The organism is Rhizobium sp. RAF36 (genome assembly GCF_052114105.1).
Lineage (GTDB): Bacteria > Pseudomonadota > Alphaproteobacteria > Rhizobiales > Rhizobiaceae > Rhizobium.
In genome coordinates this window covers 1,138,348-1,150,942 of record NZ_JBFREC010000001.1, presented here as the reverse complement: position 1 = coordinate 1,150,942, position 12,595 = coordinate 1,138,348, and the positions used below count along the sequence as shown (strand labels likewise).

Here is a 12,595-nt window from a genome sequence, read left to right as displayed (position 1 = left end):
GTCAAGCCGCACAAGAAGTTCAATGCCGAAGCCTACATCCTGACGAAGGAAGAAGGCGGCCGTCATACGCCGTTCTTCACCAACTACCGCCCGCAGTTCTACTTCCGTACGACTGACGTGACCGGTATCGTTTCGCTTCCGGAAGGCACTGAAATGGTTATGCCTGGCGACAACGTCACCGTTGTTGTCGAGCTGATCGTTCCGATCGCGATGGAAGAAAAGCTGCGCTTCGCGATCCGCGAAGGCGGCCGTACCGTCGGCGCCGGCATCGTCGCATCGATCATCGAGTAATGATCGATCGGCCGCTTCGAAAGGGGCGGCCGATTCGAATGACATTATTATGATGCAGGCGGTTTAGGCCGCTTGCTTATTACACAGAAATGTTGCAAATGGCGCGCAAGCGCGATTTGCGTGCTGCTTCGTTCGCGAAGCGGCGAACAAAACTAACAATAAGGTGGGCTTTAAAGGCCCGAAGAGTGGATAGGGATGCCGTTCTCGCGGTGTCCTTCTCGATCTTTGAAACCGGTGGTCCGCCTTAGCGAAAACAAAAAACGCGTCTTGAGAAAGGCGCGCGAAAAACAGAACACAAGGATAATGTCGAATGAACGGCCAAAATATCCGCATTCGCCTGAAGGCGTTCGATCACCGAATTCTCGATGCTTCCACGCGCGAGATTGTGTCGACGGCGAAGCGCACCGGCGCAAGCGTCCGGGGCCCCGTTCCGCTTCCGACTCGCATCGAGAAGTTTACGGTTAACCGGTCCCCACACATCGACAAGAAGAGCCGCGAGCAGTTCGAGATGCGCACGCATAAGCGCCTCCTCGACATCGTAGATCCGACCCCGCAGACGGTAGACGCGCTGATGAAGCTCGATCTCGCCGCCGGTGTCGATGTTGAGATCAAGCTCTGAGCCCTGCTCGAGCGGATTTGGAAGGATTGAACCGATGCGTTCAGGTGTGATTGCACAGAAGGTGGGCATGACACGCGTCTACAACGACGCTGGTGAGCATGTTCCAGTTACCGTACTGCGTATGGAAGGCTGCCAGGTCGTCGCTACGCGTACTGTCGAAAAGAATGGCTACGTCGCTGTCCAGCTTGGTGCTGGCACGGCCAAGGTCAAGAATACCTCCAAGGCCATGCGCGGCAACTTCGCAGTTGCCAACGTTGAGCCGAAGGCGAAGCTCCAGGAATTCCGCGTTTCGGAAGATCAGCTCCTCGAAGTTGGCACCGAAATCAAGGCTGGTCACTTCGCAGCCGGTCAGCTCGTCGACGTGACGGGTACCACGATCGGTAAGGGCTTTGCCGGCGCCATGAAGCGCCACGGCTTCGGTGGTCTCCGCGCCACGCACGGTGTGTCGGTTTCGCACCGTTCGCACGGTTCGACGGGCTCGCGCCAGGATCCGGGCAAGGTTTTCAAGAACAAGAAGATGGCTGGTCACATGGGCCAGACGCGCGTTACGACTCAGAACCTGGAAGTGGTTTCGACCGATGAAGATCGCGGTCTGATCCTGATCAAGGGTGCAGTACCCGGTTCCAAGGGTGCCTGGATCATCGTGCGCGATGCCGTCAAGTCGGCAGCGAAGTAAGGGAGCCGGACCAATGGAATTCAACGTCAAGACCCTCGAGGGAAAAGACGCAGGGAAGGTTTCTCTTTCTGACGCGATTTTCGGCCTCGAGCCCCGTGAAGACATTCTTGCCCGCGTTATCCGCTGGCAGCTTGCCAAGAAGCAGCAGGGCACTCACCAGGCCAAGGGCCGCGCCGACGTTTGGCGCACCGGCGCCAAGATGTACAAGCAGAAGGGTACGGGCCGCGCTCGTCACCATTCGGCTCGTGCTCCGCAGTTCCGTGGCGGTGGTAAGGCTCACGGCCCGGTTGCCCGCAGCCATGAACACGACCTTCCGAAGAAGGTTCGCGCTCTCGGCCTGCGTCTCGCCCTGTCGGCAAAGCTGAAGTCCGATGATGTCATCATCATCGACAACCTCGTTGCTGCTGAAGCAAAGACCAAGGCTCTGGCCGCTACCTTCGAGACGCTCGGTCTGACCAACGCGCTCTTCATCGGTGGTGCTGAGCTCGACGGCAACTTCAAGCTCGCTGCCCAGAACATCCCGAACATCGATGTTCTCCCGATCCAGGGCATCAACGTTTATGACATCGTCCGCCGCGGCAAGCTCGTGCTTTCCAAGGCTGCCGTTGAAGCTCTAGAGGAGCGTTTCAAGTGACCGATCTTCGCCACTATGATGTGATCGTCTCGCCGTCGATCACCGAAAAGTCCACTCTGGTATCTGAGAACAACCAGGTTGTTTTCAATGTCGCCAAGAAGGCGTCGAAGCCGGAAATCAAGGCTGCAGTCGAGGCGCTCTTCGGCGTCAAGGTCACGGCCGTCAACACGCTGCTCCGCAAGGGCAAGACCAAGCGTTTCCGCGGTTTTGCCGGCAAGCAGCAGGACGTGAAGAAGGCTGTCGTAACGCTGGCTGAAGGCCAGACGATCGACGTCTCCACCGGTCTCTGAGGAATAAAAACATGGCATTGAAAACATTCAATCCTATCACCCCGAGCCAGCGTCAGCTGGTCATCGTCGACCGCTCCTCGCTCTACAAGGGCAAGCCGGTCAAGGCGCTGACGGAAGGTCTGACGAAGAGCGGTGGCCGTAACAACCTCGGCCGTATCACTGCCCGCTTCATCGGCGGCGGTCACAAGCGTACCTACCGTCTGATCGACTTCAAGCGTCGCAAGTTTGAAGTTGAAGGCACGGTTCAGCGTATCGAGTATGACCCGAACCGTACGGCTTTCATCGCGCTCATCGCTTACGCAGATGGCGAACAGGCCTACATCATCGCTCCGCAGCGTCTCGCTGCCGGCGATAAGGTCATCGCGTCTGAAAAGGCTGTCGACGTAAAGCCCGGCAACGCAATGCCGCTGCAGTACATCCCGGTCGGCTCCATCATCCACAACGTGGAAATGAAGCCCGGCAAGGGTGGTCAGATCGCCCGTTCGGCTGGCGGCTACGCCCAGCTGGTTGGCCGCGATGCAGGCATGGCGATCCTTCGTCTGAACTCTGGCGAACAGCGTCTCGTTCACGGCTCTTGCCTGGCGACGATCGGTGCGGTTTCGAACCCTGACCACGGCAACATCAACGACGGCAAGGCCGGTCGTACGGTGTGGCGCGGCAAGCGTCCGCATAACCGCGGTGTCGTCATGAACCCGGTCGACCACCCGCACGGCGGTGGTGAAGGCCGCACCTCTGGTGGCCGTCACCCGGTTACTCCGTGGGGCAAGCCGACCAAGGGCAAGCGCACCCGGTCGAACAAGTCGACCGACAAGATGATCATGCGCTCGCGTCATCAGCGTAAGAAGTAAGAGAGGAAGTCTCCAATGGCTCGTTCAGTATGGAAAGGTCCGTTCGTTGACGGCTATCTTCTCAAGAAGGCTGAGAAGGTTCGTGAAGGCGGACGTGCAGAAGTAATCAAGATCTGGAGCCGTCGCTCCACGATCCTGCCGCAGTTCGTCGGTCTCACCTTCGGCGTCTACAACGGCAGCAAGCATGTACCGGTCAGCGTCAACGAAGACATGGTCGGTCACAAGTTCGGTGAATTCTCTCCGACGCGGACCTACTACGGTCACGGCGCGGACAAGAAGGCAAAGAGGAAGTAACGATGGGCAAGGCAAAAGCCGAACGCCGGCTGAAGGACAACGAGGCGCAAGCAGTCGCCCGCACGCTCCGCGTCAGCCCACAGAAGCTCAACCTGGTGGCCGCGCTTATCCGCGGCATGAAGGTCGAGCGTGCACTCGCTGAGCTGGAATTTTCGCGCAAGCGCATTTCGGGCGCCGTCAAGAAGACGCTCGAATCTGCGATCGCAAACGCCGAGAACAACCACGATCTCGACGTTGACTCGCTGGTCGTAGCAGAAGCCTACGTTGGCAAGTCGATTGTCATGAAGCGCTTCCACGCTCGTGGCCGCGGCCGTGCATCTCGCGTCGAGAAGCCGTTCGCGCACCTGACGATCGTCGTGCGCGAAGTGCAGGCACAAGAGGAGGCCGCATAATGGGTCAGAAAATTAATCCAATCGGTTTCCGTCTTGGCATCAACCGTACCTGGGATAGCCGCTGGTTTGCGGACAATGCCGAATACGGTCAGCTGCTGCACGAAGACCTGAAGATGCGTAAGTTCGTCATGAGCGAACTGAAGCAGGCTGGTATCGCCAAGGTCGTCATCGAGCGTCCGCACAAGAAGTGCCGCGTCACGATCCACTCGGCTCGCCCGGGTCTGATCATCGGCAAGAAGGGTGCAGACATCGACAAGCTCCGCAAGAAGCTGTCGGACATGACGAACTCCGAAACGCACCTCAACATTGTTGAAGTTCGCAAGCCGGAAGTCGACGCAACGCTGGTTGCCCAGTCGATCGCCCAGCAGCTCGAGCGTCGCGTGGCTTTCCGCCGCGCCATGAAGCGCGCTGTTCAGTCTGCCATGCGTCTTGGCGCCGAAGGCATCAAGATCACCTGCGCAGGCCGTCTCGGCGGTGCCGAAATCGCTCGTACGGAATGGTATCGCGAAGGTCGCGTTCCGCTCCACACGCTGCGTGCGGACATCGACTATGGCACAGCCGAAGCGGAAACCGCTTTCGGTATCTGCGGCATCAAGGTTTGGATCTTCAAGGGCGAAATCCTTGAGCACGATCCGATGGCCTCCGAGCGCCGCGCACTCGAGGGTGATGCTCAGGGTCCGGCTAGCCGTGATCGCGATCGTCGCCGCGACAACGCTTGATAGCGTTGGTGGCTAAGAAGTTCGGAGAATAAGAAAATGTTGCAGCCAAAGCGTACCAAGTACCGCAAGCAATTCAAGGGCCGCATCAAGGGCGTCGCCAAGGGTGGGTCTGATCTCGCCTTTGGTGAATTCGGCCTTAAGGCTCAGGAGCCAAACCGCGTCAACGCACGTGAAATCGAAGCGGCCCGCCGCGCGATCACGCGCTACATGAAGCGTGCCGGCCGTGTGTGGATCCGCGTGTTCCCGGATGTTCCGGTAACCGCAAAGCCGACCGAAGTCCGTATGGGTAAGGGTAAGGGCTCCGTTGAATACTGGGCATGCAAGGTCAAGCCCGGCCGTATGATGTTCGAGATCGACGGCGTCAGCGAAGAGATCGCCCGCGAGGCACTTCGTCTCGGCTCTGCCAAGCTCTCGGTCAAGACGCGCTTCGTACAGCGCATTGCAGAGTAAGGAGAGGCAGATGAAAGCCGAAGAAGTCCGCGGCCTCACGGCCGATCAGCTCAAGGACAAGCTCGCCGACCTGAAGAAGGAGCAGTTTAACCTGCGCTTCCAGAAGGCAACCGGCCAGCTCGAAAAGTCCTCGCGTATCGACGAAGTCCGCAAGGATATCGCCCGCGTGAAAACCATTGCCCGCCAGAAGGCGGCAGAAGCAAAGGCGTAAAGGAAAAAATCATGCCGAAGCGCATTCTGCAGGGCGTCGTCGTTGGCGACAAGAACGAGAAGACTGTGGTAGTCCGCGTCGAGCGCCGTTTCGCTCACCCGCTGCTCCAGAAGACCGTTCGTCGTTCCAAGAAGTACAAGGCCCACGACGAAAACAACCAGTATAAGATCGGCGATACCGTTTCCATCGAGGAATGCGCGCCGATCTCCAAGGACAAGCGTTGGACGGTCATTTCCGCCCAGGCTAAGTAAGAATTTTCGGCGAGGCCTTGCGCCTCGCGGAAATATCTGTATGAAGCAGCGTCAGAACGCTCGAAAGCCGGGCGTTCTTTTGCTTTGAGCGCACGGAAGGTCCCGTTGGGAAACCACCCTGGCACGATCGATCCCGCGCTATTCAAGCTATTGCCGTGTTTTCGCCTGTCCTTGTGGCAAGCGGCCGGCTGACAATTTTCATAAGCCGGGGTAGGGGGCGAGAGCCCAACCATTCCGGTAAACCAAAAAGGCGACCTGATATGATTCAGATGCAAACAAACCTCGACGTGGCGGATAATTCCGGCGCACGTCGTGTCATGTGCATCAAGGTGCTGGGCGGCTCGAAGCGCAAGTATGCCTCGATCGGCGACGTTATCGTCGTTTCGATCAAGGAAGCGATCCCGCGCGGCCGCGTGAAGAAGGGTGACGTGATGAAGGCGGTTGTCGTTCGCACCGCCAAGGAAATCCGTCGTGTTGATGGCAGCATCATCCGCTTCGACACCAATGCAGCAGTCCTCATCGACAACAAAAAAGAGCCGATCGGCACCCGTATCTTCGGACCGGTTCCGCGCGAACTTCGCGCCAAGAACCACATGAAGATCATCTCGCTGGCTCCTGAAGTACTGTAAGGAGCGAGACCGATGCAGAAGATTCGTAAGGGCGACAAGGTCGTCATGCTCGCAGGCAAGGACAAGGGCCGTACTGGCGAAGTCCTCCAGGTCCTGCCCAAGGAAGATCGTGCCGTTGTCCGCGGCGTCAACGTCGTAAAGCGCCATCAGCGCCAGACGCAGACCCAGGAAGCCGGCATCATCAACAAGGAAGCTTCGGTTCACCTGTCCAACCTTTCCATCATCGACAAGGACGGCAAGCCGACCCGCGTTGGTTTCAAGGTTGTTGACGGCAAGAAGGTCCGTGTAGCTAAGCGTTCCGGTGAGGTGATCTGATGGCTGAGGCAAAGTACGAGCCACGGCTCAAGAAGGAATATGTCGAGCGCATCCGTGCGGCCATGCAGGAGAAGTTCTCCTACGCCAACGAGATGATGATCCCGAAGCTCGACAAGATCGTAATCAACATGGGTGTTGGTGAAGCAACGGCTGATTCGAAGAAGCCGACTGTTGCTGCTGCCGACCTGGCCGCTATCGCTGGTCAGAAGCCGGTCATCACCCGTGCACGTAACTCCATCGCTGGCTTCAAGGTCCGCGAACAGATGCCGATCGGCGCGAAGGTTACTCTCCGCGGCGCCCGCATGTACGAGTTCCTGGACCGTCTCGTGAACATCGCGCTTCCGCGCGTTCGCGACTTCCGCGGCCTGAACCCGAAGAGCTTTGACGGCCGTGGCAACTTCGCCATGGGCATCAAGGAGCACATTGTGTTCCCTGAGATCAACTACGATAAGGTTGATCAGATGTGGGGCATGGACATCATCGTTTGCACGACGGCAACGAAGGACGACGAAGCACGCGCTCTGCTCACAGAGTTCAGCTTCCCGTTCCGTCAGTAACCGTAACGACGAGCGTAGAAAAGGAACCTGACATGGCGAAGACCAGCGCAGTTGAAAAGAACAAGCGCCGCCGTACTACGGTCGCAAATCAGGCTGCAAAGCGTGCAGCTCTGAAGGCGATCATCATGAACCAGTCTCTTCCGATCGAAGAGCGGTTCAAGGCCTCGATCAAGCTGGCATCCCTGCCGCGCGATGGATCGAAGACCCGTATTCGCAACCGTTGTGAAGTATCGGGCCGTCCGCGCGCATACTACCGCAAACTGCGCATGTCGCGTATCGCGCTGCGTGAACTCGGCAATCTCGGCAAGGTGCCGGGCATCGTCAAGTCCAGCTGGTAAGGAGCAGGTTAGATGACAATGACTGATCCGTTGGGCGATATGCTCACTCGCATCCGTAACGGCGCTTCCCGCCGCAAGTCGTCGGTATCGACGCCTGCTTCGAAGCTCCGTGCACGCGTTCTCGATGTTCTGCAGTCCGAAGGCTACATCCGTGGCTATTCCGTTGTCGATTTCGGCAATGGCAAGTCGGAACTCAGCATCGAGCTGAAGTACTACGAAGGCACATCGGTGATCCGTGAGATCGGCCGCGTGTCCAAGCCGGGCCGCCGGGTTTATGTCTCGGTCAAGTCCATTCCGCAGGTCGCGAACGGCCTCGGCATCACCATCCTTTCGACTCCGAAGGGTGTGATGGCCGATCACCAGGCTCGCGAACAGAACGTTGGTGGCGAGGTTCTTTGCTCGGTCTTCTAAGATTGAGCAAGGATCTCCATAGCGAACAGACAGGATTGAAACATGTCTCGTATCGGTAAGAAGCCCGTTCAGGTACCTGCTGGGATCACGGCTACGGTCGAAGGCCAGAAGGTTACTGCAAAGGGCCCGAAGGGCGAGCTGTTCTTCGTCGCAAACGACGAAGTCGGCATCAAGCTCGAAAACAACGCGGTTGTCGTAACGCCGCTCACGCAGTCGAAGGATGCTCGTTCGAAGTGGGGCATGTCCCGCACGATGATCGAAAACATCTTCAAGGGCGTCAAGGACGGCTTCGAGCGCAAGCTCGAAATCAACGGCGTCGGTTACCGCGCATCGCTTCAGGGCAAGAACCTGCAGCTGGCGCTCGGTTTCAGCCACGACGTGGTTTATGAGCCGCCGCAGGGCATCACGATCGCTGTGCCGAAGCCGACGGAAATCGTCGTCACCGGTATCAACAAGCAGCAGGTCGGCCAGGTTGCCGCAGAAATCCGCGAATACCGCGGTCCTGAGCCTTACAAGGGCAAGGGCGTCAAGTATGCCGAAGAGCGGATCATCCGCAAAGAAGGCAAGAAGAAGTAAGGATCACGCGAAATGGCTAGCAGGAAAGAAGCACTTGCACGTCGTGCCAACCGCGTGCGCCGTCATCTCAAGTCGGTGGCCAATGGCCGTCCGCGCCTGTCGGTTCATCGCTCCTCGAAGAACATCTACGTTCAGGTCATCGACGATGTTGCAGGCAAGACGCTCGCGTCTGCCTCGACTCTCGATAAGGATCTGCGCGGTTCTCTGAAGACCGGTGCCGATACCGCAGCAGCTGCCCTCGTCGGCAAGCTCGTTGCAGAGCGCGCAACGAAGGCAGGCGTCAGCGAGGTCGTATTCGACCGTGGCGCCTTCATCTACCACGGCCGTATTAAGGCCCTGGCAGACGCAGCCCGCGAAGGCGGTCTGTCCTTCTAATAAAGTTTCCGGCCGGACGCTGCGAAGCGCCGGCCGGATCTCACCGGACCGCAAACGCTCCCTGATGGGAGGCTGATGCGGTCCTCGTTTTGTTTGCCCGTTGCACCCGGAAAAGAAAAAGGAAAAGGACAATGGCACAGGAAAGAAGAGGCTCGCGGGATGACCGTCAGAGCCGCGAAGAGCGCGATAGCGAATTCGTCGACAAGTTGGTCGCGATCAACCGCGTCGCCAAGGTCGTCAAGGGTGGCCGCCGTTTCGGTTTTGCCGCTCTCGTCGTCGTCGGTGACCAGAAGGGCCGCGTAGGCTTTGGTCACGGCAAGGCACGCGAAGTGCCGGAAGCGATCCGCAAGGCAACGGAAGCCGCCAAGCGCGAACTGATCTTCGTGCCGCTGCGCGAAGGCCGTACCCTGCATCACGACGTTCACGGCCGCCACGGCGCCGGCAAGGTTCTGCTGCGCTCGGCCAAGGTCGGTACCGGTATCATCGCCGGCGGTCCGATGCGCGCCGTTTTCGAAACGCTCGGCGTTCACGACGTTGTCGCCAAGTCGACCGGTTCCTCGAACCCTTACAACATGGTTCGCGCTACCTTCGACGCTCTGAAGCACCAGGTTCACCCGAAGGACATCGCAGCTCAGCGCGGCATCAAGTATGCTACGCTTCAGGCTCGCCGTGCCGCCTCCGGCAACGCCTCTGAAGAATAAGAGGAGTCTGACCCATGGCCAAGGCTACCAAGAAGACCGAAGCAAAGACGGTTACCGTCGAGCAGATCGGCAGCCCAATCCGCCGTCCTGACGTTCAGCAGCGCACGCTGATCGGTCTGGGCCTCAACAAGATGCACCGCCGCCGCACGCTGGAAGATACGCCTTCCGTCCGTGGCATGATCCGCGCTGTGCAGCATCTCGTTCGCATCGTCGACGAGAAGTAAGCAGGGGATACGATCATGAAACTGAACGAAATCAAGGACAACGAAGGTTCGACCCACAGCCGTAAGCGTCTCGGACGCGGTATCGGCTCGGGCTCGGGCAAGACCGGTGGTCGCGGCGTCAAGGGCCAGAAGTCCCGTTCGGGCGTTGCCATCAACGGCTTCGAAGGCGGTCAGATGCCAATCTACCGTCGTCTGCCGAAGCGCGGCTTCAACAACATCTTCAAGGCCGACTACGTTGTCGTGTCGCTTGAGCGCATTCAGGCTGCCGTCGATGCCGGCAAGCTCGATGCCAAGCAGACCGTTGATGCAGCTGCCCTGAAGGCTGCTGGCGTCATCCGCCGTGCCAAGGACGGCGTTCGCGTCCTGTCCGGCGGCGAACTCAAGGCCAAGGTCAAGATCGAAGTTGCAGGCGCTTCCAAGTCTGCTGTCGAGAAGATCGAAAAGGCTGGCGGTTCCATCACGCTTCTTTCTGCCGCAGCGGCAGAATAATAATCTTATGATATGTCGCCCGGGGTGCTTCACACCGGGCGATTTTGCTCCCATATGTGGGCCTCACAAAACCTGTATCGTTGCACCCCCGCGGCGTGCCGGTTTCCGACGAAATCAAGGGTGAGGCAATGGTTGCGCCAGCAATCCGTCCGAAGCCCGGCTTTTGAATATTGACATACCTTTTCCGGGTCCGGCCACTTCGCGAAGGGCTGGAATGGGTAGCGCGGAGAATCGCATGGCTTCTGCAGCGGAACAGTTGGCTTCCAATCTTAATTTTTCGACCTTCGCCAAAGCTGAGGATCTCAAGAAGCGCCTGTGGTTCACACTGGCAGCTCTCCTCGTCTATCGCCTGGGTACGCACATCCCGCTTCCGGGCCTGAACCCCGAAGCCTATGCCCAGGCCTTCCGCGGCCAGGCAGGCGGCATTCTCGGCCTCTTCAACATGTTCTCGGGCGGCGCCGTACAGCGTATGGCGATCTTTGCGCTCGGCATCATGCCTTACATTTCCGCTTCGATCATTGTGCAGCTCATGACCTCGGTCGTGCCGGCGCTCGAGAATCTGAAGAAGGAAGGCGAGCAGGGCCGCAAGATCATCAACCAGTACACCCGCTACGGCACGGTGTTGCTCGGCACGCTGCAGGCCTATGGTATTGCGGTCGGCCTCCAGAGCGGCAACGGTCTCGTTGTCGATCCGGGCTGGTTCTTCAAGATTTCGACCGTCATCACGCTGCTCGGCGGCACGATGTTCCTGATGTGGCTCGGTGAGCAGATCACCTCGCGCGGCATCGGCAACGGTATTTCGCTGATCATCTTCGCCGGTATCGCCGCAGGTCTTCCGACCGCACTGGCCGGCACCCTCGAGCTCGGCCGCACCGGCGCTCTGTCGACGACGCTGATTCTCGCCGTCATCCTGATCGCCATTGGCGTCATCGCCGTCATCGTATTCGTGGAACGCGCCCAGCGCCGCCTTCTGATCCAGTATCCGAAGCGCCAGGTGGGCAACCGCATGTTCCAGGGCGACACGTCGCACCTGCCGCTGAAGCTCAACACCTCGGGCGTCATTCCGGCGATCTTCTCGTCGTCGCTGCTGTTGCTGCCGGCAACGCTTGCTGGCTTTGCCAACACCACGGCTCTGCCGTCCTGGGCGACGTCGATCGTAGCCGCGCTCGGCCACGGCCAGCCGCTCTACATGCTGCTCTACGGCGCGCTGATTGCCTTCTTCGCCTTCTTCTATACGGCCATCGTCTTCAATCCGAAGGACACGGCCGACAATCTCAAGAAGCATGGCGGCTTCATCCCCGGCATCCGTCCGGGTGAGCGTACCGCCGAATATATCGATTACGTCCTGACCCGAATCACGGTGATCGGCGCAATCTACCTCGTGTTCGTCTGCATCCTGCCCGAGATCCTGGTGTCGCAAACCGGCATCCCATTATCCCTTGGTGGGACTTCGCTTTTGATCGTGGTTAGCGTAACTCTTGATACGGTTGCGCAGATTCAGGGTCACCTGATTGCACAGCAGTACGAAGGCCTGATCAAGAAATCGAAGTTGCGTGGAGGAAAGAGGGGGCGATGAGACTCATACTTTTGGGGCCGCCGGGCGCGGGTAAGGGGACCCAGGCCCAGCGGATCGTGGAGAAGCACGGCATTCCGCAGCTCTCCACCGGTGACATGCTCCGTGCAGCCGTTCAGGCCGGCACGGAGGTAGGCAAGCGGGCAAAGGCTGTCATGGACGCCGGCAAGCTTGTTTCCGACGAGATCGTCAATGCCATCGTCTCCGAGCGTCTCGATGCTCCCGATTGTGCCAACGGCTTCATCCTCGACGGCTTCCCGCGCACGCTCGTGCAGGCGGATGCCACCGAGGTGATGCTGAAGGGCAAGGGGATCGAGCTCTCGGCCGTCATTGAGATTGAAGTCGACGACAAGATCCTCGCTGATCGCGTCTCCGGCCGTTACACCTGCGCCAACTGCGGCGCCGGCTATCACGACACCAACGTGAAGCCGAAGGTGGAGGGGGTCTGCGACCGCTGCGGTTCGACTCACTTCAAGCGCCGCCCGGACGATAACCGCGAGACCGTGGTGACCCGCCTGGCAGCCTACTACAAGGAAACGTCGCCGCTGATCGGCTATTACCATGCAAAGGGTAAGCTGAAGGTGGTGGATGGAATGGCGGATATCGATCACGTGACTGCGGAGATCGACGCCATTCTTTCGAAGCTCTAGGTCTTCGAAAATAAACTTGGCGGGAGCGGTTGCCTTTCAGCACTGATTCCGTTAAACACCGCGCCAACTCGCGACATTTGAT

At 59.0% G+C, this 12,595-nt stretch carries 23 protein-coding genes and 1 pseudogene; all 24 read left to right on the top strand.

Translation table 11 applies throughout. The features are described 5' to 3' along the window. Positions 1 to 291 (top strand): annotated as a pseudogene (gene tuf / locus AB4Z25_RS05860) (elongation factor Tu); the annotation flags it as partial. 310 nt (positions 292 to 601) lie between these two features. After that, positions 602 to 910 (top strand): 30S ribosomal protein S10, encoded by a 309-nt coding sequence (rpsJ, locus tag AB4Z25_RS05855; protein WP_003547547.1) that lies wholly within the window; start codon positions 602 to 604, stop codon positions 908 to 910. A gap of 34 nt (positions 911 to 944) precedes the next feature. Then, entirely contained in the window at positions 945 to 1,586 is a 642-nt protein-coding gene (gene rplC / locus AB4Z25_RS05850) for a 50S ribosomal protein L3 (protein WP_112387879.1), read from the top strand. A gap of 13 nt (positions 1,587 to 1,599) precedes the next feature. Beyond that, complete coding sequence (gene rplD / locus AB4Z25_RS05845) at positions 1,600 to 2,220, top strand: 50S ribosomal protein L4 (protein WP_112387880.1); 621 nt, start codon at positions 1,600 to 1,602, stop codon at positions 2,218 to 2,220. Next, complete coding sequence (locus tag AB4Z25_RS05840; protein WP_112387881.1) at positions 2,217 to 2,510, top strand: 50S ribosomal protein L23; 294 nt, start codon at positions 2,217 to 2,219, stop codon at positions 2,508 to 2,510. Before rplD ends, AB4Z25_RS05840 begins: the two co-directional genes overlap by 4 nt. A gap of 11 nt (positions 2,511 to 2,521) precedes the next feature. Further along, positions 2,522 to 3,358, top strand: coding sequence for a 50S ribosomal protein L2 (gene rplB / locus AB4Z25_RS05835; RefSeq protein ID WP_112387882.1), 837 nt, complete (start codon positions 2,522 to 2,524; stop codon positions 3,356 to 3,358). Positions 3,359 to 3,373: 15 nt separating this feature from the next. Then, positions 3,374 to 3,652 carry a 30S ribosomal protein S19 gene (gene rpsS / locus AB4Z25_RS05830; RefSeq protein WP_007531666.1) on the top strand — a complete coding sequence of 93 codons (279 nt, stop codon included), beginning with the start codon at positions 3,374 to 3,376 and terminating at the stop codon, positions 3,650 to 3,652. A 2-nt stretch (positions 3,653 to 3,654) separates the two neighbouring features. Beyond that, a complete protein-coding gene (rplV, locus tag AB4Z25_RS05825) occupies positions 3,655 to 4,044 on the top strand; it encodes a 50S ribosomal protein L22 (RefSeq protein WP_112387883.1) in 390 nt (129 codons plus the stop codon). Continuing rightward, the gene (gene rpsC / locus AB4Z25_RS05820) at positions 4,044 to 4,763 is read left to right on the top strand and encodes a 30S ribosomal protein S3 (protein WP_018857109.1); all 720 of its coding nucleotides are present in this window, start codon (positions 4,044 to 4,046) and stop codon (positions 4,761 to 4,763) included. The genes rplV and rpsC overlap by 1 nt, the downstream gene beginning before the upstream one ends. A 36-nt stretch (positions 4,764 to 4,799) precedes the next feature. After that, entirely contained in the window at positions 4,800 to 5,213 is a 414-nt protein-coding gene (rplP, locus tag AB4Z25_RS05815; RefSeq protein ID WP_003573792.1) for a 50S ribosomal protein L16, read from the top strand. A 10-nt stretch (positions 5,214 to 5,223) separates the two neighbouring features. Further along, positions 5,224 to 5,424 carry a 50S ribosomal protein L29 gene (gene rpmC / locus AB4Z25_RS05810; protein ID WP_007812871.1) on the top strand — a complete coding sequence of 67 codons (201 nt, stop codon included), beginning with the start codon at positions 5,224 to 5,226 and terminating at the stop codon, positions 5,422 to 5,424. An 11-nt stretch (positions 5,425 to 5,435) separates the two neighbouring features. Further along, positions 5,436 to 5,675: a 30S ribosomal protein S17 gene (gene rpsQ / locus AB4Z25_RS05805; protein WP_112387884.1), complete on the top strand. Its 240-nt coding sequence runs from the start codon at positions 5,436 to 5,438 to the stop codon at positions 5,673 to 5,675. Between the two features lie 260 nt (positions 5,676 to 5,935). Then, positions 5,936 to 6,304 carry a 50S ribosomal protein L14 gene (gene rplN / locus AB4Z25_RS05800; RefSeq protein ID WP_018900268.1) on the top strand — a complete coding sequence of 123 codons (369 nt, stop codon included), beginning with the start codon at positions 5,936 to 5,938 and terminating at the stop codon, positions 6,302 to 6,304. Between the two features lie 12 nt (positions 6,305 to 6,316). Then, complete coding sequence (rplX, locus tag AB4Z25_RS05795; RefSeq protein ID WP_112387885.1) at positions 6,317 to 6,619, top strand: 50S ribosomal protein L24; 303 nt, start codon at positions 6,317 to 6,319, stop codon at positions 6,617 to 6,619. Then, positions 6,619 to 7,176, top strand: a complete 558-nt coding sequence (rplE, locus tag AB4Z25_RS05790) for a 50S ribosomal protein L5 (protein WP_112387886.1) — start codon at positions 6,619 to 6,621, stop codon at positions 7,174 to 7,176. Before rplX ends, rplE begins: the two co-directional genes overlap by 1 nt. A 32-nt stretch (positions 7,177 to 7,208) precedes the next feature. Then, complete coding sequence (rpsN, locus tag AB4Z25_RS05785) at positions 7,209 to 7,514, top strand: 30S ribosomal protein S14 (RefSeq protein WP_074067600.1); 306 nt, start codon at positions 7,209 to 7,211, stop codon at positions 7,512 to 7,514. A gap of 12 nt (positions 7,515 to 7,526) precedes the next feature. After that, positions 7,527 to 7,925 carry a 30S ribosomal protein S8 gene (gene rpsH / locus AB4Z25_RS05780; protein ID WP_022718381.1) on the top strand — a complete coding sequence of 133 codons (399 nt, stop codon included), beginning with the start codon at positions 7,527 to 7,529 and terminating at the stop codon, positions 7,923 to 7,925. Between the two features lie 42 nt (positions 7,926 to 7,967). Next, positions 7,968 to 8,501, top strand: a complete 534-nt coding sequence (gene rplF / locus AB4Z25_RS05775) for a 50S ribosomal protein L6 (protein WP_112387887.1) — start codon at positions 7,968 to 7,970, stop codon at positions 8,499 to 8,501. Between the two features lie 12 nt (positions 8,502 to 8,513). Beyond that, on the top strand, positions 8,514 to 8,876 hold the full coding sequence (rplR, locus tag AB4Z25_RS05770; RefSeq protein WP_112387888.1) for a 50S ribosomal protein L18: 363 nt from the start codon (positions 8,514 to 8,516) through the stop codon (positions 8,874 to 8,876). Positions 8,877 to 9,007: 131 nt separating this feature from the next. Continuing rightward, positions 9,008 to 9,577 carry a 30S ribosomal protein S5 gene (rpsE, locus tag AB4Z25_RS05765; protein WP_027509270.1) on the top strand — a complete coding sequence of 190 codons (570 nt, stop codon included), beginning with the start codon at positions 9,008 to 9,010 and terminating at the stop codon, positions 9,575 to 9,577. Between the two features lie 14 nt (positions 9,578 to 9,591). Further along, positions 9,592 to 9,801: a 50S ribosomal protein L30 gene (gene rpmD, locus AB4Z25_RS05760; protein ID WP_016553562.1), complete on the top strand. Its 210-nt coding sequence runs from the start codon at positions 9,592 to 9,594 to the stop codon at positions 9,799 to 9,801. Between the two features lie 15 nt (positions 9,802 to 9,816). Beyond that, a complete protein-coding gene (gene rplO / locus AB4Z25_RS05755) occupies positions 9,817 to 10,290 on the top strand; it encodes a 50S ribosomal protein L15 (RefSeq protein ID WP_112387889.1) in 474 nt (157 codons plus the stop codon). A 235-nt stretch (positions 10,291 to 10,525) separates the two neighbouring features. Then, positions 10,526 to 11,866, top strand: a complete 1,341-nt coding sequence (gene secY / locus AB4Z25_RS05750) for a preprotein translocase subunit SecY (RefSeq protein WP_112387890.1) — start codon at positions 10,526 to 10,528, stop codon at positions 11,864 to 11,866. After that, positions 11,863 to 12,513: an adenylate kinase gene (locus AB4Z25_RS05745; protein ID WP_112387891.1), complete on the top strand. Its 651-nt coding sequence runs from the start codon at positions 11,863 to 11,865 to the stop codon at positions 12,511 to 12,513. Before secY ends, AB4Z25_RS05745 begins: the two co-directional genes overlap by 4 nt. Positions 12,514 to 12,595 lie beyond the last annotated feature (82 nt).

What these genes read in the sequence shown, in the direction of transcription:
- rpsJ (WP_003547547.1), top strand. Translation starts at nt 602, where the DNA reads ATGAACGGCCAAAATATCCGCATTCGCCTGAAGGCGTTCGATCACCGA.
- rplC (WP_112387879.1), top strand. Translation starts at nt 945, where the DNA reads ATGCGTTCAGGTGTGATTGCACAGAAGGTGGGCATGACACGCGTCTAC.
- rplD (WP_112387880.1), top strand. Translation starts at nt 1,600, where the DNA reads ATGGAATTCAACGTCAAGACCCTCGAGGGAAAAGACGCAGGGAAGGTT.
- rplB (WP_112387882.1), top strand. Translation starts at nt 2,522, where the DNA reads ATGGCATTGAAAACATTCAATCCTATCACCCCGAGCCAGCGTCAGCTG.
- rpsS (WP_007531666.1), top strand. Translation starts at nt 3,374, where the DNA reads ATGGCTCGTTCAGTATGGAAAGGTCCGTTCGTTGACGGCTATCTTCTC.
- rplV (WP_112387883.1), top strand. Translation starts at nt 3,655, where the DNA reads ATGGGCAAGGCAAAAGCCGAACGCCGGCTGAAGGACAACGAGGCGCAA.
- rpsC (WP_018857109.1), top strand. Translation starts at nt 4,044, where the DNA reads ATGGGTCAGAAAATTAATCCAATCGGTTTCCGTCTTGGCATCAACCGT.
- rplP (WP_003573792.1), top strand. Translation starts at nt 4,800, where the DNA reads ATGTTGCAGCCAAAGCGTACCAAGTACCGCAAGCAATTCAAGGGCCGC.
- rpmC (WP_007812871.1), top strand. Translation starts at nt 5,224, where the DNA reads ATGAAAGCCGAAGAAGTCCGCGGCCTCACGGCCGATCAGCTCAAGGAC.
- rpsQ (WP_112387884.1), top strand. Translation starts at nt 5,436, where the DNA reads ATGCCGAAGCGCATTCTGCAGGGCGTCGTCGTTGGCGACAAGAACGAG.
- rplN (WP_018900268.1), top strand. Translation starts at nt 5,936, where the DNA reads ATGATTCAGATGCAAACAAACCTCGACGTGGCGGATAATTCCGGCGCA.
- rplX (WP_112387885.1), top strand. Translation starts at nt 6,317, where the DNA reads ATGCAGAAGATTCGTAAGGGCGACAAGGTCGTCATGCTCGCAGGCAAG.
- rplE (WP_112387886.1), top strand. Translation starts at nt 6,619, where the DNA reads ATGGCTGAGGCAAAGTACGAGCCACGGCTCAAGAAGGAATATGTCGAG.
- rpsN (WP_074067600.1), top strand. Translation starts at nt 7,209, where the DNA reads ATGGCGAAGACCAGCGCAGTTGAAAAGAACAAGCGCCGCCGTACTACG.
- rpsH (WP_022718381.1), top strand. Translation starts at nt 7,527, where the DNA reads ATGACAATGACTGATCCGTTGGGCGATATGCTCACTCGCATCCGTAAC.
- rplF (WP_112387887.1), top strand. Translation starts at nt 7,968, where the DNA reads ATGTCTCGTATCGGTAAGAAGCCCGTTCAGGTACCTGCTGGGATCACG.
- rplR (WP_112387888.1), top strand. Translation starts at nt 8,514, where the DNA reads ATGGCTAGCAGGAAAGAAGCACTTGCACGTCGTGCCAACCGCGTGCGC.
- rpsE (WP_027509270.1), top strand. Translation starts at nt 9,008, where the DNA reads ATGGCACAGGAAAGAAGAGGCTCGCGGGATGACCGTCAGAGCCGCGAA.
- rpmD (WP_016553562.1), top strand. Translation starts at nt 9,592, where the DNA reads ATGGCCAAGGCTACCAAGAAGACCGAAGCAAAGACGGTTACCGTCGAG.
- rplO (WP_112387889.1), top strand. Translation starts at nt 9,817, where the DNA reads ATGAAACTGAACGAAATCAAGGACAACGAAGGTTCGACCCACAGCCGT.
- secY (WP_112387890.1), top strand. Translation starts at nt 10,526, where the DNA reads ATGGCTTCTGCAGCGGAACAGTTGGCTTCCAATCTTAATTTTTCGACC.
- AB4Z25_RS05745 (WP_112387891.1), top strand. Translation starts at nt 11,863, where the DNA reads ATGAGACTCATACTTTTGGGGCCGCCGGGCGCGGGTAAGGGGACCCAG.